Source organism: Allochromatium tepidum (assembly GCF_018409545.1).
Taxonomy (GTDB): Bacteria; Pseudomonadota; Gammaproteobacteria; order Chromatiales; family Chromatiaceae; genus Thermochromatium; species Thermochromatium tepidum_A.
Window position 1 is genome coordinate 1,796,070 of the sequence record NZ_AP024563.1, and the last position, 22,993, is coordinate 1,819,062.

Annotated in this window: 13 protein-coding genes and 1 tRNA gene; 8 read left to right on the plus strand and 6 right to left on the minus strand. The window is 67.0% G+C overall.

Going from position 1 to position 22,993, the window contains the following annotated elements:
- Positions 1 to 10: 10 nt before the first annotated feature.
- Positions 11 to 86, plus strand: a tRNA-Thr gene (locus Atep_RS08710).
- 306 nt (positions 87 to 392) lie between these two features.
- Here Atep_RS08710 and Atep_RS08715 read toward each other — a convergent pair.
- The 3 genes from Atep_RS08715 to polA all read right to left on the minus strand — a co-directional run bounded on the left by Atep_RS08715 (position 393) and on the right by polA (position 4,752).
- Positions 393 to 1,136, minus strand: coding sequence for a hypothetical protein (locus tag Atep_RS08715; protein WP_213378075.1), 744 nt, complete (start codon positions 1,134 to 1,136; stop codon positions 393 to 395).
- Positions 1,072 to 1,455 carry a hypothetical protein gene (locus Atep_RS08720; RefSeq protein ID WP_213378077.1) on the minus strand — a complete coding sequence of 128 codons (384 nt, stop codon included), beginning with the start codon at positions 1,453 to 1,455 and terminating at the stop codon, positions 1,072 to 1,074. The genes Atep_RS08715 and Atep_RS08720 overlap by 65 nt, the downstream gene beginning before the upstream one ends.
- A 561-nt stretch (positions 1,456 to 2,016) precedes the next feature.
- The gene (polA, locus tag Atep_RS08725) at positions 2,017 to 4,752 is read right to left on the minus strand and encodes a DNA polymerase I (RefSeq protein WP_213378079.1); all 2,736 of its coding nucleotides are present in this window, start codon (positions 4,750 to 4,752) and stop codon (positions 2,017 to 2,019) included.
- 145 nt (positions 4,753 to 4,897) lie between these two features.
- On the opposite strand from polA, the gene Atep_RS08730 reads away from it, so the two are divergent.
- The 6 genes from Atep_RS08730 to Atep_RS08755 all read left to right on the plus strand — a co-directional run bounded on the left by Atep_RS08730 (position 4,898) and on the right by Atep_RS08755 (position 13,849).
- Positions 4,898 to 5,218, plus strand: a complete 321-nt coding sequence (locus Atep_RS08730; RefSeq protein ID WP_213378081.1) for a sulfur globule protein CV3 — start codon at positions 4,898 to 4,900, stop codon at positions 5,216 to 5,218.
- 194 nt (positions 5,219 to 5,412) lie between these two features.
- Positions 5,413 to 6,393 (plus strand): glucokinase, encoded by a 981-nt coding sequence (gene glk / locus Atep_RS08735; RefSeq protein ID WP_213378082.1) that lies wholly within the window; start codon positions 5,413 to 5,415, stop codon positions 6,391 to 6,393.
- Positions 6,390 to 8,165: an autotransporter assembly complex protein TamA gene (locus Atep_RS08740; protein WP_213378089.1), complete on the plus strand. Its 1,776-nt coding sequence runs from the start codon at positions 6,390 to 6,392 to the stop codon at positions 8,163 to 8,165. Before glk ends, Atep_RS08740 begins: the two co-directional genes overlap by 4 nt.
- A gap of 15 nt (positions 8,166 to 8,180) precedes the next feature.
- Positions 8,181 to 11,927, plus strand: a complete 3,747-nt coding sequence (locus tag Atep_RS08745) for a translocation/assembly module TamB domain-containing protein (protein WP_213378097.1) — start codon at positions 8,181 to 8,183, stop codon at positions 11,925 to 11,927.
- 43 nt (positions 11,928 to 11,970) lie between these two features.
- On the plus strand, positions 11,971 to 12,855 hold the full coding sequence (locus tag Atep_RS08750) for a lysophospholipid acyltransferase family protein (RefSeq protein WP_473697679.1): 885 nt from the start codon (positions 11,971 to 11,973) through the stop codon (positions 12,853 to 12,855).
- The gene (locus Atep_RS08755; protein ID WP_213378107.1) at positions 12,848 to 13,849 is read left to right on the plus strand and encodes a lysylphosphatidylglycerol synthase transmembrane domain-containing protein; all 1,002 of its coding nucleotides are present in this window, start codon (positions 12,848 to 12,850) and stop codon (positions 13,847 to 13,849) included. The genes Atep_RS08750 and Atep_RS08755 overlap by 8 nt, the downstream gene beginning before the upstream one ends.
- Positions 13,850 to 13,877: 28 nt before the next feature.
- Here the strand turns inward: Atep_RS08755 and Atep_RS08760 are convergent, their stop codons facing one another.
- A complete protein-coding gene (locus Atep_RS08760; protein WP_213378109.1) occupies positions 13,878 to 14,837 on the minus strand; it encodes a SphA family protein in 960 nt (319 codons plus the stop codon).
- A gap of 222 nt (positions 14,838 to 15,059) precedes the next feature.
- Here Atep_RS08760 and smc point away from each other — a divergent pair, with 222 nt between their 5' ends.
- Positions 15,060 to 18,572 carry a chromosome segregation protein SMC gene (smc, locus tag Atep_RS08765; RefSeq protein ID WP_213378118.1) on the plus strand — a complete coding sequence of 1,171 codons (3,513 nt, stop codon included), beginning with the start codon at positions 15,060 to 15,062 and terminating at the stop codon, positions 18,570 to 18,572.
- Positions 18,573 to 18,585: 13 nt separating this feature from the next.
- Here smc and amrS read toward each other — a convergent pair whose 3' ends face one another.
- Both amrS and Atep_RS08775 read right to left on the minus strand, forming a co-directional pair.
- Positions 18,586 to 19,713, minus strand: coding sequence for an AmmeMemoRadiSam system radical SAM enzyme (amrS, locus tag Atep_RS08770; RefSeq protein WP_213378120.1), 1,128 nt, complete (start codon positions 19,711 to 19,713; stop codon positions 18,586 to 18,588).
- Positions 19,714 to 20,152: 439 nt separating this feature from the next.
- Positions 20,153 to 22,948: a 1-acylglycerol-3-phosphate O-acyltransferase gene (locus tag Atep_RS08775; RefSeq protein ID WP_236786087.1), complete on the minus strand. Its 2,796-nt coding sequence runs from the start codon at positions 22,946 to 22,948 to the stop codon at positions 20,153 to 20,155.
- Positions 22,949 to 22,993: the final 45 nt, after the last annotated feature.

Genomic DNA, 22,993 nt, shown 5'->3' on the forward strand with positions numbered 1-22,993 from the left:
GGCTCCTTCCGCCGATGTAGCTCAGTTGGTAGAGCAACGCATTCGTAATGCGTGGGTCGCCGGTTCGAATCCGGCCATCGGCTCCACAAATTCAAAGGCTTGCAGCGCATGGACGCGCGTCAAGTTGCCTCAAAACGCCTCAATTTCGTCCTGTAGTGGTACCTGATTTGGTACCTGCCCTTTCGATCCGATCCGCGTCTCTACCGGCGTTGCAGCCGATCCACTACGGCGGCGAACTGGTACCGCGTGGTGCCTGCCCGCTCCGTCCTGTTCTCGAACTCCAGCACGTACTGGCCGGGCGACTTTCGCATCAAATCGGAACCGCGGTTCCAATTTGATTGAAGCCCCGCCAGCGTAGAAACCGGCGACATGTCCCGGCGTTGGGTTTCTGATCAAGCCGTCGCGGTGAGCCTCGGTTGGCGCTTGAAGACGATCGGGGGCCGTGGCCGTCTCTGGCCTGGCGTGCCTTTGATCCGGGCTGGGGAGATACCCCGGCGTTTGGGAGGGCGGGCCGGTGTGCCGATCTGACGAATAAGGCGTGCGAAGTCGCGCTGCACACGGGCCGGTGAGAGGGGGGTGTCGGCGAGCGATTTGGGGAGGAAACGCTCCCACGGTCTGGGCCGATCGCCGGCCGGCGGGGCGGCGAGCCATAACTGGACGTAGGCCAGGCAGACGCGCGGCCACCCGTGCTCTTCGTGGGTGAGGTCGGGGGTTTGAAAGCGGTCGAGGAGCAGGTGATTTGTGCCGAAGCGGAAGAAGTGCTCCCGATCGAAGCGTTGGCGGTAGGCCGGTTCAATCTGTTGCCGGGACAGTTCGGCGCGGCGTTGGCCCATCACGCTCAGCCGGAGTGGGCGCTTGAAAAGCGCGCGCCCGGTCTGGGCGTCGAAGACACGGCAACGGACCCCATCGAAGGGGTAGTCCTGCATGGGGCTGTCGCGATGTCCGCGCATCAACCGGGCATTCCGGCGCTCCAGCGTAAGGCGAATCGCCCGTCCGGAGGCGGTCTGATCAGACCATTCGGCGCTCTGGGAGGGACTGCCCCAGGTCTCGGGGGCGGTGAGGCGAAAGGTCTCACCATACCGGATCGGATGCCCGCACGCGCCGTCGGTGGCGGGCGCGCCGGGCGATGACGACATGAGTGGAGCAGGCACGGAGCGCATGCCGATACGCCGCGTGGCTGTAGTGGGAGTCGGCCACCTGCACGCTCAACGCCGTTGCATAGGGTTGGGCGGGATCGGCCGGCACAGCGGCCATCTGTGAGGCCGCCACGGCCATGGCGGTGGAGTCGAAGGCCGGGTTCAAACTCCGCTCGACCACCGAACGGGCCTGGGTGTTGGTGCACAAGCTATCGAGTAGATTGAGGCAGGCGTCACGGCGTGCGCCAAGGTGCTCGTAGAGGCGTCGGCGGAAACGCTGGAGCGATTCCAGGCCATCTTTCAACAGGGAAGTGGTCATCGTTCGCTCTCCTCTGCAGAGGATCTGTCTACTCCAACTGTACGTGAGCGAACGATTTTTGCCGGCTGGTAGGACACTTTGTCCAAAGTCCAACTTAATGAAAGTACTTACAGACCGACCCTGGATACCGGCACCAAGCCGCACAAGAAGCCAAAACACTCGCTGCCGCCATCGATGATCCGCGTGAACAACTATTGACCCAGGCCCACCTCGCCGCCGCCTTGAGCTGAAATTCTTCGCCGAAGGCGAACACCTCGACCCCGAGGCCCTGCCGACCTGGATGGACACCAACGAAATGAGGCAAGCCATGAGCACCCTGAAAGCCTTCTCCGACAAAGACAGGCTGAGCCTCATCTGTGGCGGCGTCTTGGGTGAGATGGCTTGGTGAGCAAACAAAGACCCCCGAGGTCTGGGGTCGAGGCCTCGGGGGGACAAGCCCCGGCTTGGGGGACCGGGGTTTGGGACCGTCATCCAGGGGGAGAGATGTTCGGTCCCGTTTCGCTCGAAGACTCCGACTGCCGGGATCGGATTTGGTTCCTGCGAAGGTGTGCGAAATTCGACTCAGTGCGCATCGTCCCAGTTCGCGCCCTCACCGATGTCCACCACCAGCGGCACGGCCAGTTCGGCGGCGGCCTCCATCGCCTCCCGTACCCGCACCCGGGTTTCCTCGATCGCCGACTCGGCGACCTCCAGCACCAGCTCGTCGTGGACCTGCATGATCAGCCGCACCGCAGGTCGTTCGGCTTGGATCCAGGCGTCGACGGCGATCATGGCGCGCTTGATGATGTCGGCGGCCGTGCCCTGCATCGGTGCATTGATGGCGGTGCGTTCGGCGGCGGCGCGTCGGGCCTGGTTGCCGTGGCCGATCTCGGGCAGGTGCAGCCGGCGACCGAAGAGCGTCTCGACATAGCCGTCCTCGCGCGCCTGCCGGCGGGTGCGGTCCATGAAGTCGCGCACGCCCGGATAGCGCTCGAAATAGCGGTCGACGTACTCCTGGGCTGCGCCGCGTTCGATGCCGAGCTGACGGGCGAGTCCGAACGCCGACATGCCGTAGATGAGCCCGAAGTTGATGGCCTTGGCCGAGCGGCGCTGTTCGCTGGTGACATCCTCAGGCGCCAGTCCCAGGATCTCGGCGGCGGTGGCGCGATGGATGTCCTGACCGCCGGCGAAGGCGGCGAGCAGGCGTTCGTCGCCCGAGAGATGGGCCATGATCCGCAGTTCGATCTGCGAATAGTCGGCGGCGAGCAGACGATGACCGGGTGCGGCGACGAAGGCGCGGCGGATGCGTCGGCCTTCCTCAGTGCGGATCGGGATGTTCTGGAGGTTGGGATCGCTCGACGACAGCCGTCCGGTGGCCGTGACCGCCTGATGATAGGAGGTGTGGACGCGCCCGGTGTCGGGGTCGACCATGCGCGGCAGCTTGTCGGTATAGGTCGACCTGAGCTTGGACAGTCCGCGATGGTCGAGGATGATCCGAGGCAGCTCGTGACCGTCGGCGGCCAGCCGTTCGAGGACGTCCTCGGAGGTCGAGGGTGCGCCCTTGGGCGTCTTGGCGACCACCGGCAGACCCAGCTCGTCGAATAAGATGGCGCCGATCTGCTTGGGCGAACCGAGATTGAAGCGTCGGCCCGCGACCCGGTAGGCGGATTCCTCCAGTTCGAGGATTTTGCGGGCCAGTTCGGCGCTCTGGGTGGCGAGCTGGGCGCTGTCGATCCGCACTCCGGCGCGTTCCAGACGCGAGAGCACGGGCACCAGCGGCATCTCGATCTCGCGATAGAGGCGTTCGAGCGTGGGCACGGCGGCCAGACGCGGCTGAAAGACCCGGTGCAGGCGCAGCGTGACCTCGGCATCCTCGGCGGCATAGGGTCCGGCCTGTTCCAGCGGCACCTGATCGAACCCGATCTGCTTGGCGCCCTTGCCGACGACGTCCTCGAAGCGGATGGTGTCGTGGTCGAGAAAGCGCTTGGCCAGCGAGTCCAGGTCGTGGCGCGCGGTGCTGTCGAGCACATAGCTTGCGAGCAATGTGTCGTGGGCGATGCCGCGCAACTGGATGTCGTAGCGGGCGAGCACGCTCATGTCGTACTTGAGGTTCTGGCCGACCTTGGCGCGGTCGGGGTCTTCCAGCAGCGGTTTCAGACGGGCCAGGACGCGGTCGCGGTCGAGCTGCTCGGGTGCGCCAGGATAGACATGCGCGAGCGGGACATAGGCCGCGTGCCCCGGTTCGAGCGCGAACGAGACGCCGACCAGCTCGGCCTGCATGGCGTCGAGCGCGGTGGTCTCGGTATCAAAAGCGAAGAGTTCCGCCGTTCGCAGGCGACTCAGCCAGTCATCCAGAGCCGCTTCGGTCAGTATCAGCTCGTACTGGGGTTCGGCGCCGGCCTTGGACTCCGTCGAGTGCTCAGCCTCGTGCGAGCGTGCAGCGGTCGGCGCGCCGGCGACGCCGACACCATCGAGTGTGGCCGGCAGACGGCGCGATTCCAGTCGCTCGTACCAGTTGCGCAGCGTCTCGACGTCCGGCGGAGTGGGGCGCAGATCGGTCGGCCCGAAATCGAGCGCGACATCACGCTTGATGGTGGCGAGGTCGCGCGCCAGCGGCAGCCGATCGAGAACGGCGCGCAGCGACTCGCCGATCTTGCCCTTGACCGTGTCGGCCTGGGCCATGACCCCATCGAGATCGCCATATTCCGCGATCCACTTGACCGCCGTCTTGGGTCCGCACTTGGGCACGCCGGGGACGTTGTCCACGCTGTCGCCCATCAGGGCCAGATAGTCGACGATGCGCTCGGGCGGCACGCCGAACTTCTCGCGCACCCCATCCGGATCGAGTACTAGGCCGGTCATGGTGTTGATCAGGGTCACATGCTCGCCGACCAGTTGCGCCAGATCCTTGTCCCCGGTCGAGATCAGGGTCGGCAGACCCGCCGCCGCCGCTTGCGTGGCCAGGGTGCCGATCACGTCGTCGGCCTCGACCCCAGGCACGACCAGCAACGGCAGCCCCATGGCGCGGATGATCGCCAGCAGCGGCTCGATCTGGTCGCGCAGATCCTCCGGCATCGCCGGCCGATTGGCCTTGTAGTCGGGATAGAGGTCGTGACGGAAACCGCGCCCGCCCGCATCGAAGACCACGCCGATGTATTCGGGCCGATGATCCTCGATGAGCTTGCGCAGCATGTTGAGCACGCCGACCAGGGCGCCGGTCGGCTCGCCCAGCGAGTTGGTCAGCTTGGGCAGGGCGTGATAGGCCCGGAACAGATAGCCGGAGGCGTCGACGAGGATTAGGGGATACTGGGGGGGCATGGGGCGCGTGCTCGGATACGTTGGCCGTCATCGAAGGTTAAACGGTAGCACACTCGTCTTGTGGGGACTTGCCAAGCGTCGCTAGAATGCCGCCGTACCCGAGACCCAGGGTACAAAGGGTTTTCTCAATGTGGAGGATCTGAAGATGACGATGAAGCGACTCCTTCTGGCCTCGGCCCTAGCCGGAGCCTCCGCACTCGCCACCTTGCCCGCCAATGCCTTCTGGGGCTGGAATCCCTTCGGTTGGGGAGGCGGTCCCTGGGATGGTCCCTGGGGCGGTCCCTGGGGTGGTCCCTGGTACGGCGGCTATCCCTACTATGGCGGCTACTATCCCTACGGTGTCTACGGCGCACCCTATGGCTGGGGTGTTCCAGTCTACGGCGCTCCCGTCTATGGTTATCCAGGCTACGTCTATCCGGGCTATGCCTATCCCGCCGCCACTCAGTCGAGCACCAAGAGCCAATAAGCCTTTTAGCGCTTGATCCCGGCGCTTCCGCCCGTACCCTTGCGGGTTCGGGCGGGGGTCTCGACAGCACGCACCCATGCGGTGATTTCGCCGCCGCGCGCACATCTTGCTATGATCTCCGCCGACTGATTGCGGCCCCTCATTCCCGCCGATGGCGACGGCGTGCTCGCCGCCTGGTGACTGGAGATCCGGATATGCGCTTGTTGGTAGGTGACATCGGTGGCACGAAGACGGCCCTTGGTCTGGCCGAGACGGATGGCGGCTCCGTGTGGCTCGGCGAGACCCGCCGCTATCCGAGCGCCTCCTTCGGCTCGCTCAATCAGATCGTGCAGCGCTATCTGCTCGAAACGGGCGCCAAATGCCGGTTCGCCGTCTTTGCCGTCGCCGGTCCGGTGCACGATCGGCGCTGCGAGACGACCAATCTGCCCTGGATGCTGGACGCCGAGGCCCTGGAGCAGAGCCTGGGCCTGACCTGCGTGGAACTGCTCAACGATCTGGAGGCCGTCGCCTGGGGTGTGCCCATCCTCGGCTCGGACGATCTGGCCGAACTCCATCCCGGCGATCCGTGCAGTCAGGGCAACGCCTGTGTCGTGGCCGCCGGGACCGGACTCGGGCAGGCCGGGCTGTTCTGGGACGGGCTGCGTCATCACGCCTTCGCCACCGAGGGGGGACACTCGGACTTCGCCCCGGCGGATGACCTGGAGTTTGCGCTCCTGAGCTATCTCAAGTCCCGCTTCGGGCGTGTGAGCTGGGAGCGGGTCGTCTCGGGTCCGGGGATCGTCAACCTGTTCGACTTCCTGCGCTTCCATCATGGCGTTCAGGCACCCGACTGGCTGCAAGCGGCCATCGACACCGGCGGCGACACGGCGGCCACCATCGCTCAGGCCGCCGCCGAAGATCGCTGTCCGCTGTGCCGCGAGACCCTGAATCTCTTCATGCGTCTCTATGGGCGCGAGGCGGGCAATGCCGCGCTCAAGCACATGGCGCTCGGCGGGGTCTATCTGGGCGGCGGCATCGCGCTGAAGAATCTGGACTGTCTGCGCCGGGGCGGCTTTTTGGAAGGTTTTTTCGACAAGGGGCGCATGGGTTCGCTGATGCGACGCATGCCGGTGCGCGTCATCCTGCAACCCAACACCCCGCTGCTCGGCGCGGCGCGCTTTATGGCCCTGCAATGAGGGTCGCGCGGCATCGACAGGGCTGGTTGCTGTTCTTGCTGACGCTCGGTGTGCTCGGCGCCGCGCCGGCCTGGGCGCTCAAACTCGAGGTCGAGGTCGAAGGACTCCGGGGCGAGCGCGAGGCCAATGTCCTGGCGCTCCTGAGCATCTACAACGAGCGCGCGGAGACCGATCTGACCGCCGAGCGCGTCGAGGCCCTGCATCGCCGCGCCCCGGATCAGATCCGCGAGGCGCTCGCGCCCTTCGGACTCTACCGGGTGCGGATCGAGGACCGGCTCGACCGTCCGGCCAATGGCGAGGGCACCTGGCGCGCTCACTATCGAATCGAGCCGGGCGAGCCGGTGCGGCTCACCACGGTCGACTATCGGGTCACGGGCGAGGGCGCGGCCGATCCGGTCTTCCCCAAGACCTTTCCCATGAAGGCCGGGGACGTGCTCCTGCACGCCGCCTACGAGAAGGCCAAGTCCGACCTCCGCTATGCCGCGACCTCGGCCGGCTATCTGGACTATCGGCTCGATCGTCATCAGGTGCTGATCGACCCCCTGGCCTACGAGGCGCATCTCTACTTCCACCTGGAGACCGGCCCGCAATACCGGCTCGGTGCCGTGCGCTTCAAGCAGGATCTGCTCGACGAGGGTCTGCTCGCGCGCTATGTCCGTTTCGAGCCGGGCGACGTCTACGACCCGGACGTCCTGCTCGCACTTCAGGGGCGTCTGCTCGGCAGCGAATACTACAGCGATGTCGAGATCATCCCGCTCAAGGACGAGGTCGATGCCGACAACCGGGTGCCGATCGAGGTCGTGGCCCAGCGCAACAAGGCCAACAAGTACCGTATCGGTCTGGGCTTCGCCACGGATGTCGGGCCGCGTCTGACCCTGGACTACCGCCGCCGTTATCTGAATTCTCAGGGCCACAAGCTGAACACCGAGCTGAGCCTGTCACCCGCGCTTTCGCAATGGGAACTGGACTATCGCATCCCGATCCAGGATCCGACCCGCGACTACATCGTCGTCAAACCGGTTTCGACCTACTATGACACGGCCACGCGCCAGGGCTGGGTCCACAGTATCCGGGCGGCACACTCGACCCTGAACGCGCGCGGCTGGCGGCGCAACCTCGGTCTCGACTATCGCTATGAGGATCTCGACATCAACGAGAGTTCGATGGGGGCCATGAACGAACTGGCGCCCAATATCTCCTGGTCCAAGACGGTCGCCGACGATCCGGTCTTCACCAACGACGGCTATCGGATCAAGTACAGTCTGGTCGGGGCCATGCAGGGCGTGGTCTCGGAGGCGTCCTATCTGAGCGGTCAGATCCAGTTCAAATGGTTGCGGCGTTTCGCGCGCGACTATCGCTTCATCACCCGCACCGACCTGGGCGCGACCTGGGCCGACAGCGTCGATGACCTGCCGGTGGGGCGGCGCTTCTATGCCGGTGGCGACAACTCCATTCGCGGCTGGGGTTTCGATGCCCTGGGTCCGAACGATCCCGTGACCGACGAGACGGTCGGCGGGCGCTATCTGGCCGTGGGCAGCCTGGAGTTGGAACGGCGCGTCAAGGGGCCATGGAGCGCGGCGATCTTCACCGATTTCGGCAACGCCTTCGATCCCGACTATGAACAGGAGCTGGCCCAGAGTGTCGGCCTGGGCGTGCGCTGGGCTTCGCCGATCGGTCAGGTGCGTTTCGATCTGGCCTTCGCTATCTCCAAGGACGCGGACGACGGCACGCCGCCCGCCCGGCTGCATATCGTCATCGGGCCGGACCTCTAGTCGAGCACGCGACCGATGGACGACACCAAGCCCTCCACGACACCCGAGACCGAACCGGAACAGGTCGCGCCGGCCTCCAAGCCGCGCCGCCGGCGCCGGCTCGTCTGGTTGGCCGGTTCAGTGCCGGCGCTGATCCTGACGCCGGCGGCCGGACTCGGCGTCCTGCTCGGCACCCAGAGCGGATTGCGCTGGGGTCTGGAACTGGCTCAGCGTCTGGCGCCCGAGACCCTGAGCGTCGGTCGGATCGAGGGGCGTGTGCTCGACCGTCTCCGATTGTCGGACGTGACGCTGCATCTGCCGACACTGGAGCTGCGCATCGGCACGCTCGAACTGGACTGGTCGCCGCGCGCGCTCCTGTCCGGTGTGCTCGACGTCGGGCGTTTGGCGGTGCGCGATCTGGACGTGGCACTGGGGCCGAGCGCCGAGGATGATGAGCCGCTGACCCTGCCGGCGATCGTGCTGCCGCTCGGCGTCGAGGTCGGCGAGCTGAGTCTGGAGCGCTTGCGGATACTGAGGACGGGAGCCGATGAACCGCTGTTCGCCCTGGAATCGGCCCGACTCACCGACAGCCGTCTCGCCGGCGGTGAACTGGATCTGGGACGCCTGGAGGCGCGTCTGCTCGATCCCGCCTTGAGCGCCGGTCTCCAGGGCCGGGCGACCCTGACCGGCGATTATCCGCTCGCGCTCGATCTCACCTGGGCGCTGGATCTATCGCCCGAGGCACGTCTCGCCGGTCAGGGGCCGGTGAGCGGCGATCTGCAACGGCTCGAACTGACTCAGGCTATGAGCGGTCCGGTCGAGGCTCAGCTCGCCGCCGAGGTGAAGGATGTGCTCGGCGCCCTGGGCTGGGAGGGCCGGATCGAGGTCGCGCGGGTCGATCTGCCGGCCTTCCAGTCCGATCTGCCGCCGATCGAGGCCCAGGCGCGGCTCACGACAACGGGCACGCTCGACGAGGCGGCGCTTTCGGGTTCGCTCGCGGTCCATGCGCCGGACCGGCCCGATCTGGGACGGCTCGCCCTGGTGCTCGATCTGCTGTGGAAGGAGGACCGACTGAATGTGCGCGCGCTGGAGCTGACCGAGCAGGTCTCGACGGCCGATCTGCGTCTCCAGGGCGAGCTGGATCTGAGCGAAGAGCCGGGCCGATTCGCGCTGGAGGGCGACTGGAAGGGGCTGCGCTGGCCGTTGAGCGGCGACCCGGTCGCCGAATCGGCCGAGGGCGCATTGAAGGCCTCGGGGAGCTTCGAGTCCTTCGACTATCGGCTGTCCGGGCGGGTCGCCGGTCCCAGTATTCCGAACACCGCCCTCGAGGTGGCCGGGCAGGGCACGGCTACAGGTACCCGGCTCGAATCCTTCGCGCTCGACACGCTCGACGGTCGTCTGGAGGGGGCGGGCCGCCTGAGCTGGGCACCGGAACCGGCCTGGGATCTGAGCCTGCGCGCGACCGGCTTGAATCCGGGCGCCCATGTCCCCGACTGGCCGGGGCGCATCGACGGACGCTTGACCAGCCAGGGCCGGATCGACGCGGAGGGGCGCCCGGAATGGACGGCGGTCATCGAGGAGCTGAGCGGACGTCTGCGCGATTATCCACTGGCGGCCGGCGGTCGTGTGCGCATGGAGGGTGAGCGTCTCCAGATCGAGCGTCTGAGCGCGTCCTCCGGTCCGAGCCGGCTGAACCTGGACGGACACATCGAACAAAGTCTGGATCTCGGCTTCGAGCTGGATTCGCCCGATCTGGCGAATCTGTGGCCCGAGGCGCGCGGGCGTCTGAAGGCCACGGGTCGCGTCGAGGGGACGCGCGAGGCGCCGCGCCTCAAGCTCGACCTCAGCGGCGAGCGTCTGGCCCTGGCCGAGAACGGCGCGACTGAATTGAGTGGAACGGCCGATCTGGATCTGGCGCCCAATGGACGCTTCACACTCCAATTCACGGGACGCGATCTCGCGGCCGGCGGCCTGAGCTGGACGGCGTTCGAGCTGCGCGGCGATGGCCGGATGTCGGACCATCGGCTCTCGGCGCGGCTCCAGGGCCGGCCGCTCGGACTCAACCTGGAGGCCACGGGCACGCTCGCCGAGGGCGGCGCCTACAACGGTCGTCTGTCGAGACTGGAACTTGACAGCCGGGATTGGGGCCAATGGTCGCTCCAGCGTCCGCTGCCGCTGAAGTTCGAGGGCGAACGCATCGCTGCCGGCCCCCTGTGTCTGCGTCAGGCCCAGGGCGCGGGCGGCTGTATCGGCTTCGAGCAGACCGGGGCCGGACGCTGGAGCGCCGATCTGGATCTGGACCGGCTCGACTTCGCCCTGATCAAGGATTTCCTGCCGGATACCCTGAGTGCCGAGGGTTCGGGTCGGGTCAAGGGGCGCTTCCAGGCCGATGGCGCCGTTCTGAACGGCAGTGCCACCGCCGAGATCCCTCAGGGGAGTCTCAAACTCGATCTGGGCCGGGGCAAACAGGAACGCCTGGATTTCTCCAACACCCGTCTGACGCTGGAGTCGGGCACGGCCGGACTCTCGGCACGGCTCGCACTGCCGATCGAGGGACTCGGGCGCATCCAGGGCGATCTGAGCCTGCCCGGCTGGCGGCTGGACGCTCCGGCCCGTCCGGCTCAGGCCCTGCGCGGCGGCCTGCGCGCCGAGATCCCCGATCTGGCGCCGCTGGCCGGTCTGGTGCCCGACATCAGCGGACTCAAGGGTGGGGTTCGGACGGATCTGAGTCTGAGCGGAACCCTCGACCGTCCGGGCGTCACGGGCCGACTGGACATCAAGGGCGTGCATTTCCAGTTGCCGCTGCTCGCGCTCAAGGTCGAGGACATGAACATCCGCGCCAACGCGCCCTCGATCGAGCGCTTCGACATCCGGGGCGAGGCCGGTCTGGGCGGACGCCAGCTGAAGCTGACCGGCCAGGGACGCACGGGCACGAATGCGGCGATGCAGCTCCACATCGAGGGCAACCGGCTCAAGCTCGCCGACACCAGGGAATACTTCGTGCGGCTCTCGCCCGCGATCGACATCGAGGTGAATGCCGACGGGGCCGTGGTCGGCGGCGAGATCCGCATCCCCGAGGCACGCATCCGCCCGCGCTCGTTGCCGGAGGGCACCGTCTCGCCATCGAGCGACGTGGTGCTCAAGACCACGCAGCCCAGCGATCCCTTCCCGGTCAGGCTCGATCTGCGTCTGGTGCTCGGCGACGAGGTCACGATCGACGGCTTCGGTGTGCGCGGGCGGCTCTCCGGCGCCCTGCGTGTGCTGCAGGAACCGGGGCGCGAGATGCTGGGCGACGGTCAGTTGCAGATCACCGAGGGCCAATACCGTCTGACCGGCGGCTTCGGCATCGCCGCCGAACTGGGCGCACCGCTCAACATCACCCAGGGCCGGCTCATCTATGCCAAGAGTCCGATCGACAATCCGGGCCTGCTGCTCCAGGCCGAGCGCGAGGGCGGCGACACCACCGCCGGGGTGCGGGTGGTCGGCACCCTGCGCAATCCCAAGATGACCTTCTTCTCCGACAGCGATCCGGGTCTGACCCAAGCCGACATCACCAAATATCTGATGACCGGCATCCCGCCCTCGTCCAACGACCGTAACGATCAGGCCGGGCTGGCGGTCGGCACCTATATCGCCCCCAAGATCTACATGGAATACGAAAGCGGACTCGGCGACACGGCCAACAAGGTCAAGCTGCGCTACGACCTCTCCAAGCACATCGAACTCCAGACCGAGACCGGCGAGAGTCAAGGTGCCGACATCTTTTTCAAGTTCGAAAACTGACCCCAGGCTCCAGCATCCGCGTCACTGGCCGAGCTGGTTGTTGGTGTGGCTGATCCTGGCGCTGGGCCGGCTGCCCTTTCCGCTGCTGTGGGCGCTCGGCTCGGTGTTCGGACGCCTCGGGTATTGGTTGGCCGGTTCGCGACGTCTGGTCGCACGGCGTAATCTGGAACTGTGCCTGCCCGAGATCACGCCCGCCGAGCGCGAACGTCTGCTGCGCGCCCATTTCGGCTGGCTCGGTGTGGCGGCGTTCTGTCAGGGCGTCGGCTGGAGCGCCTCGCGCGCACGTCTGGCGCGTCTGACGCATCTGCGCCACCGTGAGCGTGTCGATGCCTGTATCGCCGAGGGGCGACCTGTGATCATCCTATTGCCGCATTTCGTTGGACTGGAACTGGGCGGCCAGACCTTTTCCGGACTGGTGCATTCGGGCATCTGCATGTACCAAAGGATCCGCAATTCGGTGGTCGAGCACCATGTCAAGCGCACACGCGGACGGTTCGGCGGTCTCTCGGTCGAGCGTCAGGACGATCTGCGTGGTCTGGTGCGCGAGATCAAGCGCGGTACGCCCTTTCTATACCTGCCGGATCAGGACGGCGGACGGCGTGGGATCTTCGTCCCGTTCTGCGGTATCCCCGCCTCGACCGTGCCCATGCTCGGACGTTTCGCGGCCATGACGAACGCTGTTGTCATCCCGACCTTTCCCCGTTTTCTGCCCTGGGGACGCGGGTTGGAGCTGACCTTCGATCCGCCGCTCGACGACTTCCCGAGCGGCGATCCGGAGCGCGACACCGCGCGCATGAATCAGGTCATCGAGTCACGTCTGCGCGAGATGCCGGAGCAATACTTATGGGTCCATCGTCGCTTCAAGACTCGCCCGCCGGGGGAAGCCTCCATCTATCCGCCCAAGCGTAAGAAGCGCAAGCATGGTTGATCCGGACGCTCGAATGGGCGCCTTGCGTCTGGGGCGAATCCGCGACTGGCTGCTCGGCGGCGCGCTGTTGCTGGCCCTGGTGGTCGCGGTCGAGTTCCTGGTCGGCTGGGGGCCGTTGCTGGCGCCCTGGCGCGAACTCTCGCCCTGGCTGCTCGCCTGGCTGTTCCTGCTCACGGCCCTGAGCTATGGGTTACGCGCGGTGCGGGTGAGCGACTATTTCGGCGCGCGTCTGGCCGGTCGCTTCCCGGCCGTGCTGCGGCTGACCATCCTGCACAATACGGCCAACAACCTGCTGCCGATGCGTGCCGGCGAGCTGGTCTTTCCCTGGTTGATGCGTCGCTATTTCGGGCAGGGGCTGCTGGACTCGGCGGCTGCACTGGTCTGGATCCGGCTGCTCGATCTGCATTTCCTGGCCCTGATCGGGCTGCTGATCCTCCAGCTCGGGCATCCGTCCTGGCTCTGGTGGCCGGCGGGCGGACTCTGGATCGCGGGACTCGGCGTCCTGATCCTGCTGTCCTGGATGGGTGAGTCGGTCAGACTGGCCGGCGCTGGACGTCTGCGCTCGATCCTGCGTCGGGTGCTCCAGGCCGCGCCCGGCGATCCCCGGCTGATCGCGCGCGTCTATGGCTGGACGGCGCTGATCTGGAGCCTGAAGTTCGTCGCCTTCACCAGTCTGCTCAGGTTCTTCCTGCCGATCGATGTCTGGCGACTGCTGGCCGGGGTCATGGGGGCCGAGCTCTCCAGTGTGCTGCCCTTCCACGGCATCGCCGGGTCCGGCAGCTACGAGCTGGCGGCGGTCGCGGCCTTGGCGCCGCTCGGGGTCGATCCGAAGCCGGCGCTGGCCGGGGCGGTCAATCTGCATCTGTTCCTGCTCGGGAGCACCTTACTGCTCGGCGCCCTGGCCTTTCTCTTGCCCGGAGGCGCGATGCCGGCCGGGACGCGCGCCGCCGCCCTTGAATCCCAGCCAGCCACGACGATGCGCGATCGCTCATGACCGGCCGCGCGGCTGGCGGAGGGCGGCATCAGAAGTGATGCACGTAGCGCAGATTCAGTCGCGCCCCCTCGGGCCGATTCTCGGCCAGGGTCTCCCAATAGAGATTGGCGAACAGATGATCGTGCCTGGAGACGTGATAGACGAGCCCCGGCCCGATGCCGAGTACCTGCTCCTTGCTGTCCGACAGCTCGCGCCCATCGACCTTGCTCTCGGTGATTTGCTTGAGATAGTAGCCGTTGATACCGAGCCGCAGACGGTTGGGGATGACCTCGTAGGCGCTGGCGAAGTTCAGATGGATGGCCTGACCGGCCTGTGAGTCGTCGGCCTGAAGCGCACTGTTGGGGTCCGAGTTCTCGGCGTTCCAGAGATAGTGCAGACGCCAGGAGACTGTCCACTTGGGATCGATGAAGAAGGTCGCCGCCCAGTAGGGATTGAAGGAGAAGACGTTGCTGCCCGGATTGAGCGCATGATCGGGGTCATAGGCCCCGGTCGGCAGGAGCATCTGCAACTCGATGCGCTGCATGAAGCGCGGTCCGTTCGGACCCATGACGGGATCCCATTGCAGGAAGGGGCCGATCAGCAGATCACCGAGATTGCCGCTGTTGGTCGAGAGGGCCGGATTGTCGCCCGGATCGATATCGAAGCCGACGATCGGCAGCATGAGGTTCAAACCCCATTTGCCGCCCAGGAGCAGTTCCTGATCCGACGAATAGAGCAGTTGCGTCAGACTGACGTTGACGTCCACCTCGGCCTTTTCGAGACCGCGCCCGGTCGGCAGGCGCAGGTCGTCGCCGGCGGCATCCTTGAGACGCCCCTGACGGTAGACCTGGAAGTATTGCTGGGCATACCAGCCCGGACCGGCCGGCGGTCCGCCATCGAGGAAGCTGGTGAAGCCGAGATTGACGGCCGGCAGGTCATAGGCCGACACCAGGGGGGCCGTGGTCAGCGCCAGGGTGGCGGCCAGGGATTTCAGAGCGGACAGGCGCATCGGAAGCCTCTTGTCGTTGTGTTTGGAATCGAGCGCGCGAAAGGTAACACAACTGCAATCGGCGTCCGAGCCTGGACGAGACCGGCGGCCGAACGGCGCGCGCGCTGTCGTCGGAGGAAGTCGTGCCCATGGACGTCGCGGCTGGAGACATTCGACCATGCAAGGTATGCTCCACGTCCGAACATCCAAGCCCTCAACCCACTGGAATCCAAGACCGCACCGATGAGACTCGAGCGCATCAAGCTCGCCGGCTTCAAATCCTTCGTCGATCCGACGACCGTGCATTTTCCGAGCAATCTGGTCGGCATCGTCGGCCCGAACGGTTGCGGCAAGTCCAACGTCATCGACGCGGTGCGCTGGGTGATGGGCGAGTCCTCGGCCAAGATGCTGCGCGGCGAATCCATGGCCGACGTCATCTTCAACGGCAGCACCGGGCGCAAGCCGGTCGGCGTGGCGAGCATCGAGCTGATCTTCGACAACAGCGACGGCGGGGCCGGGGGCGAGTACGCCGCCTTCGATCAGATCTCGGTCAAGCGTCAGGTCGCGCGTGACGGTCAGTCCAGCTACTTCCTGAACGGCACGCGCTGTCGGCGCCGCGACATCCAGGATCTGTTCCTCGGCACCGGACTCGGGCCGCGTTCCTACGCCATCATCGAGCAGGGGATGATCTCGCGCATCATCGAGGCGCGTCCGGAGGATCTGCGGCTGTTTCTGGAAGAGGCGGCGGGGATCTCCAAGTACAAGGAGCGTCGGCGCGAGACCGAAAACCGGATGCGCCACACGCGCGAGAATCTCGACCGGCTCAACGACGTGCGCGATGAAGTCGGTAAGCAGTTGCTGCATCTGGAGCGTCAGGCGGCGACGGCCGAGAAATACACCCAGTTGCGCGCCGAGGAACGCCGTCTGGATCTGGAACTCAAGGCGTTGCGCTGGCGCGCGCTCGACGATGAACTCCAGGCGCTGAGCCGACGTCTGGCCGAGGCCGAGAACCGGGTTGAGGCCGGTCTGGCCGAACAGCGGCGGCTGGAGGCCGAGATCGAGTCCAAGCGCGAGGCGTACAACGCCGCTTCCGACGACTTCAACGAGATCCAGGGGCGCTATTACGCCGTCGGCGCCGAGATCGCCCGCGCCGAGCAGGCCATCCGGTTCGCCAATGAGGAACGCGGTCGGCGCGAGGCCGAGCTGGTGCGGCTCGATCAGGAGCTCTATGAGGCCGGGCAGCATCTGGAGCGCGACCGCGAGCGTCTGACCGAGATCGAGCGCGCGCTCGCCGAGGACGAACCTCAGTTGGAACAGGCCGAGTCCGAGCTGTCGGAGGCGACGGGTGCGCTCATGACGCTCGAAGACCAGCTCAAGTCCTGGGAAGCCGAGTGGGACGTCTTCAACGCCGTGGCCGCGCGTCCATCCGAGCAGGCGCAGCTGGAACGTGCCCGACTCACGGCGCTGGAGCAGGCCCAGGGACGCGAGCGCGAGCGTCGGCGCCGGATCGAGGAGGAACGCGCGCGGCTGGATGAATCCGACGTCTCGGCACGGCTGGAGGAATTGAGCGAGCGCGAATCCGTGCTCGACGAGCGGATCACGGCCCTGGAAGACGAGCGCGACGCGGTACTCGAGTCCCTGGCCGGACATGAGACCGCACTGCGCACGCTGGCCGATACGCTCGATCAGGTCCGCACCCGTCTGCGCGAAGCCAAGGGACGTCTGGCCTCGCTGACGGCGCTCCAGGAATCGGCGCTGGCCGATACCGACGTCGAGCGCCGCGACTGGCTGATGCGCCGGGGACTGGCGGGTGCGGCGCGTCTGGTCGAGCAGCTCAAAGTCGAACCGGGTTGGGAGCGCGCGGTCGAGATCCGGCTTGGACAGGCCCTGCGCGCCGTGACGGTCGAGGCTCTGGACGCGGTCGTGGCGGACGCCGACGAACTGCCGCCCGGTCTGGTGTTGCTCGAAACGGTGGGCGATCCCGTCCCTGATCCCGAGATCGAGACCGGATACCGGCGGCTCGGTCAGCGCGCCCAGTCGCCCTGGCCGATCGTCGGACTGCTCGGCCCGACGCACACGGTCGCCCATCTGCGCGAGGCGCTGGCGGCCCGTCATGATCTGAGCCGCGACGCGACCCTGATCACGCCCGAAGGCATTGAGGTCGGTCGTCACTGGCTGCGCGTCCCGGAGCGCGACGGCGCCTCGGGCGTGCTGGAACGTGCCGAGACCATCGCCGCGCTCGAATCCGAGCTGGCCGCGCTCGCCGACGAGGAGGCCGAGCGGCTCGACGAAGAGATCGAACTCCGCGACGCGCGCACCGACTCCGAACAACGCCGACTCGCGCTCGAATCCGAGCTGACCGGTCTGGAACGCGAACGCTCGGCTCTGCGCTCCGAACTGAGCGCCCTGCGCACGCGCGTCGAGCATCAGTCCGAGCGTCGACGCGCACTCGACGAGGAATGGTCCGATCTGGAGCGCCAGAGCGCCGAATCACTCACCGAGATGGAAGACACGCGCGAACGTCTGCACGACTGGCTCGATCGGATGGAGACCCTGGCCGAACAGCGGGTCACGCTGGAACAGGAACGCACCCGTCTGCGCACCCAGGTCGCCGAGAGCCGTGAGCGCGAACGTGCCTGCCGCGACCGGACGCAGTCCCTGCGCATCCGGGTCGAGTCCAACCGCGCCGCGCGCGAGGCGACCCGCCAGAGCCGGACGCGCGCCCAGACCCAGCAGACCCAGTTGCTCGACCGTCGCGATGAACTGATCGCCGCGCTGGAGGAGGGCGTCGAACCGCTGGCCGAGCAGCGCGAACGGCTCGACGAACATCTGGTGCGCCGCGTCGAGGTCGAGGACGAATTGCAGAAAGCCCGCCAACGGCGCGAAACCCTGGAGACCGAGGTCCGTACACTGGAGCAGGCCCGTCAGCGTGCCGAGCAGGAACTCCAGACCCATCAGCGCGGCCTGGACGCCCTGCGTCTGGAACGTCAGGAACGCCTGGTCCGCCAGCGCACACTGGAAGAACAGTTTGCAGAACTCGGCGCCAGCCAGGGCGCGATCCTGGAATCACTCGATCCGGCAGCGACCGAGACCGTCCGGCAAGAAGAACTGAGCAAGGTCACCGCGCGCATCCAGCGTCTGGGTGCGGTCAACCTGGCCGCCGTCGATGAATTCAAGGAACAGTCCGAACGCAAGACCTACCTCGACGCCCAGTACGACGACATCGCCCGTTCGCTGGAGACCCTGGAGCAGGCGATCCGCAAGATCGACCGCGAGACACGCAGCCGTTTCAAAGAGACCTATGAGCAGGTCGATCAGGGCTTCCAGCAGCTCTTTCCGCGTCTGTTCGGCGGCGGACAGGCCTATCTGGAACTGACCGACGAGGATCTGCTCGAAACCGGGGTGAGCGTCATGGCGCGCCCGCCCGGCAAGCGCAACTCCAGCATCCATCTGCTCTCGGGCGGCGAGAAGGCCCTGACCGCCGTGGCCCTGGTGTTCGCCATCTTCCAGCTCAACCCGGCGCCCTTCTGTATGCTCGACGAGGTCGACGCCCCGCTCGACGACGCCAATGTCGGGCGCTTCTGCGAGCTGGTGCGCGCGATGTCGGAGCAGGTGCAGTTCATCTTCATCAGCCACAACAAGGTGACGATGGAGATCGCCCACCACCTGATGGGCGTGACCATGCACGAGCCGGGTGTGTCGCGTCTGGTCAGCGTCGACGTCGACGAAGCGGTGCGTCTGGCCGCCGTGTCCTGATGGCCTTTGCCCTTCAGAGCGACGTTCGGACGGTCGGAGCGAGCTGGCGTATCCCTAGGCCGACCCCGGCCACAGATGTTCCGCAATCCGGACAGATGCCATGCCGGATCCGGTTCTCCAGTAGCCGGAAACCATGACGGCGGATGAGCCGTGTGCCGCATCCGGGACAATGGGTGTCCTCGCCGCCGTCGCCCGGCAGATTGCCGACATAGACATACCGCAAGCCGACCTCCAGCCCGATACCGGCGGCACGCCTCAGCGTCGCCGAGGGTGTGGGTGCGACATCGGCCATCTGATAGGCGCCATGGAACCGCGAGACATGCCAGGGGATATCCGGCGAGACCGAATGGATGAAGCGCGCGATCTCACGCAGTTCCTCATCCGAGTCGTTGACGCCCGGAATCACCAGGGTCGTCACCTCGATCCAGACGCCGAGCGCGTGATAGCGGCCGATGGCGTCGAGCACCGGCTGGAGCCTGACGCGGCTGATATGACGATAGCTCTCGTCGCGGAAGAACTTGAGATCCACGTTGGCCGCGTCCAGCACGCCGGCCAGTTCGCGCTGGGGCGCCTCGTTGATGTAGCCGTTGGTGACGAAGATGTTGGCCAGTCCCGCCTCGCGCGCCAGACAGGCCGTCTCGTAGGCCAGTTCATAGAAGATCGTCGGTTCGGTATAGGTGTAGGCGATGGAGCGCGCGCCCGATGCCCGGGCCGCACGCACGATCTGCGCCGGTGTCACAGGTTCGCCGGGCACCCTGTCGCCGAGTCGCGCCAGTTGGGGACAGAGTGGTTGGTCCTCGGCGGATTCCAGGTCATCCGACTCCGGATGCTTGGGCAGGCGCTCGCGCGGCCACTGCGAGATCTCCCAGTTCTGGCAGAACTCACAGCGCAGACTACAGCCGACCGTGGCGATCGAATAGGCCGTCGATCCCGGATAGAAATGGAACAGCGGCTTCTTTTCGATCGGATCCAGACTGCGTGAGACGACCCGATCGGCCACCAGCGTGAAGAGGGTGCCCTGACTGTTGTAGCGCACCGCACAGACACCGCGCCCCGCGTTCGGGATGATGCAGTCGTGTGGACAGAGCCGGCACTGGACGCGCTTGGCGTCGAGCCGGTCGTAGAAGCGTGCCTCCTTCATCAGTTCCTCCGCGAGAAACCCCGCCCTTCAGGGCGGGGGAGGGATAGCGGCTACGACAGTGCAGCCGCCGGAAACGGGTGCAGGCTTTCCACCTGCCGGGCCGTGAGGCTCTGCCCGTAAGGGCCTGGTGACGGACGACGCCTCGCGGCGTGGTCGCTCCCCTCGCCAATGTGTGCAACCGGCTCCCGCCTGACGGCGGCGACCTGAACCTTCGACGCTTTACCTTTCGTCAGCATGATCCAGACCTTTCAGAGCGGCGGACTGAGGAAGCATCCGCCGGTGAGTCTTAACGACCTGTGGCACACGGAGCCCCTTTCGACCGTCCCGGTCAGGCGGGCTGAGGCTGGTCAACCCAGCTTGCTCTCACAAGCTCCGCCCTTCAGGGCGGGGTAGTTGACGGTTCGAACCTCCCAAACAGACCAAGAGCCGCTCCGGGCGCTCAAACAGCATCCCGAGCGGCGATGACGGTGCGGGCCGCATCGCGCAGTACGCTGGCCGCCTCCCAGTCCGTTCCCTGGGGCAGGATCGGCGCCGCGATGACGACCTCGATCGCCCCCGGACGCGGGCGGAAACCGTCGCCCGGCATGATGGCGCGCGTCCCCCGGATCGTCACCGGCAGGATCGGCGCGCCCGCCTCGGCCGCCGCCGCGAAGGCCCCCATACGGAAGGGTAGCAGACCCGGCCGCTCGCGGAAGGTGCCCTCGGGGAAGAAGGCCAGACTCGACCCGTCACGCAGGGCGCGCTGTAGCCGCTCACCCTCGCGATGACTGTGCTTGAGATCGAACCGCTCGACGAACAGCGTCCCCAGGCGTTCGAGAAAGCGCCCGACCAGCGGATTGGCGTTCAGCTCGCGCTTGGCGACGAAGCGCACCGGACGCGGAACGGCCTCGATCAGGGCCAGGGCATCGAGATAGCTCTGATGGTTGGCGATCAGCACCAGACTGCGCTCCGGCGGCGGCAGATGCTCCCGCCCCGTCACGCGCAGACGCACGCCCGTAAGCCGGCGCAGGAGCCGAACACCGCCACGCGCCAGCGACCAGCGCCAGGCCGGACGCGGACTGAGCATGACACCGATCCACACCCAGGGCGCGAGCAGATAGAACACCAGCCAGGCATAGCCGACGTAGAGGGTTTCAGGCAGCCGGACGCCCCAGACACGCAGTCGCCCCAGGATCGCCCGCGCCCCGACCCGCGCCAACTGCCGGGCGGGTGCCGGTGCCGTATCGAACAGCCGCCCGGCCAGATAGCGCTCGCGCGTATCGCCCCGGCGCAGCTTGCCGCTGGAGGTCTTGAGCACGGCGCGCGGCGGGGCCAGCACGATCTCGTCCGGCGGCAGACCCAGCACCTCGGTGGCCAGTTCGCGCGCCCGCTGGGCCAGCGCCGCGCGCCGCTCCGGGTCGCGCTCCTTGGTCTCGGCCACGATCACCAGCCGCTCGCTGCCCTGACGCGCATCGCGTGCGGCGAAAGCGACCACGCAACCGCGCCGGATGCCCGCCAGCTCGCCGAGCGCCTGCTCGACCTCGTAGGGATAGAGATTGCGCCCGCCGCGGATGATCAGATCCTTCACCCGCCCGGTGAGATGGATGTCGCCGCCGGCCAGATAGGCGCGGTCGCCGGTCTCGTGCCAGCCGTCGCGGATCAGATGCGCCGTGGCCTCGGGGTTGCGGTAGTAACCCTGAGTCGCCGATGGCCCCTGGAATTGCAGCAGGCCCTCATGCCGCTCGGGTCGCTCCCGGCCCGAGTCGTCGACCACCCGTACCCGATAGCCCGGCAACGGACGCCCGCAGGCGACCACCTCCATCGCATCCGGATCGTCGCAGGCCACCGGCAGGGCATAGCCCGAGCCGGCGAAGCGCACGCGGTCGATGCAGTCGATGCGCGGCCCGCGTTCCACCGGCGGGAACGCCAGACCGACCGCCGCCTCGGCCAACCCATAGACAGGCGCCAGCGCCTCGGCGCGCAAGCCGCAGGGCGCGAAGCGCTCGGCGAAGCGGCGCAGGGTCTCGGCGCTGACCGGCTCGGCGCCATTGAAGGCGCGCCGCCAGGAACGGAGATCCAGCCCCTCCAATTGACTGTCGGAGAGCCGCGTCAGACAGAGTTCATAGGCGAAGTTGGGCGCCGCCGACAGCGTGCCGCGATGGATACTGATCGCCTGGAGCCAGCGTCTGGGACGGGCGAGAAAGGCCGGCGGCGACATCGAGATCAGGGGGACGCCGAAATAGAGGCTCCCCAGCCAGGCGCCGATCAGCCCCATGTCGTGATAGAGCGGAAGCCAACTGACGAAGACGTCGTCGGGCGCGATGGCGATGGCCTCGCCCATGGCGCGGATGTTGGCGAGCAGGTCGGCATGGGTGAGCATCACGCCCTTGGGATCGCCCGTGCTGCCGGAGGTGTATTGCAGAAAGGCCAGATCGTCGGCGCCGGGATCGGCCCAGTCGGCGCGGCTCGATGGCACCGTCTCGTCCAGCCCCTCCAGCGTCAGGATCTCATGCAGCGACGGCACCTGGGCACGCAGCACGCGGGCGACGGGCCGCGCCTCGGGCACCGTGATCAACACGCGCACGCCGGCATTGTCGAGCAGCCGGGCATGGCGGCGCAGATGGTCTTCGAGCTGCTGGGGCCGCGCGGGCGGATAGATGGGTACGGGCACGCCGCCCGCGATCAGCACGCCGAAGAAGGCGAAGAAATAGTCCGGACCGGTCGGCAGCATGATCGCGACCGTGGCGCCGGTCTTGAGTCCGGCCGCGCGCAGTCGGGCGGCGACGCGCGCCGCACCCTCGGCCAGTGCGGCATGGGTGAGCGGATGGGGCCGGTCGTCACCATCGTAATAGGTCAGATGGACACGCTCGCCGTGGCGGTCGCGATGCCAGGCGAGGACGTCGATCAATGTCCGGGCGCCGGACGGATGATCCAGGCCCGCGCCCGCCGGCACGGCGGCATCGGCGCTCAGGCCCACGGGCAGGCCCGCTTCCGCCGTCTCACCCATCAGCGCCAGCAGATCGCGCGGCGTGGCGGCCGGCAGCGCGGTGTCGGGCAGATGCACATCGAGGCCGCACTCGATACGCGCGATCAGCTCGGAACGGCTCAGACTGTCGAGCCCGAGATCGGATTCGAGCCGGGTGTCGAGCGTCAGTCCTTCGCGCGGTTCCGGTAGATGCGACTCGCGCGCGAAGTCGCTCAGAACCTTCAGGAGTCGGTTGGCGTTCTCATCGGAGGGAGGCGGATGGTTCGTCACGGTACGCAGGCTCGGATCAATGAAACCAGCGCTACATTTGAACCG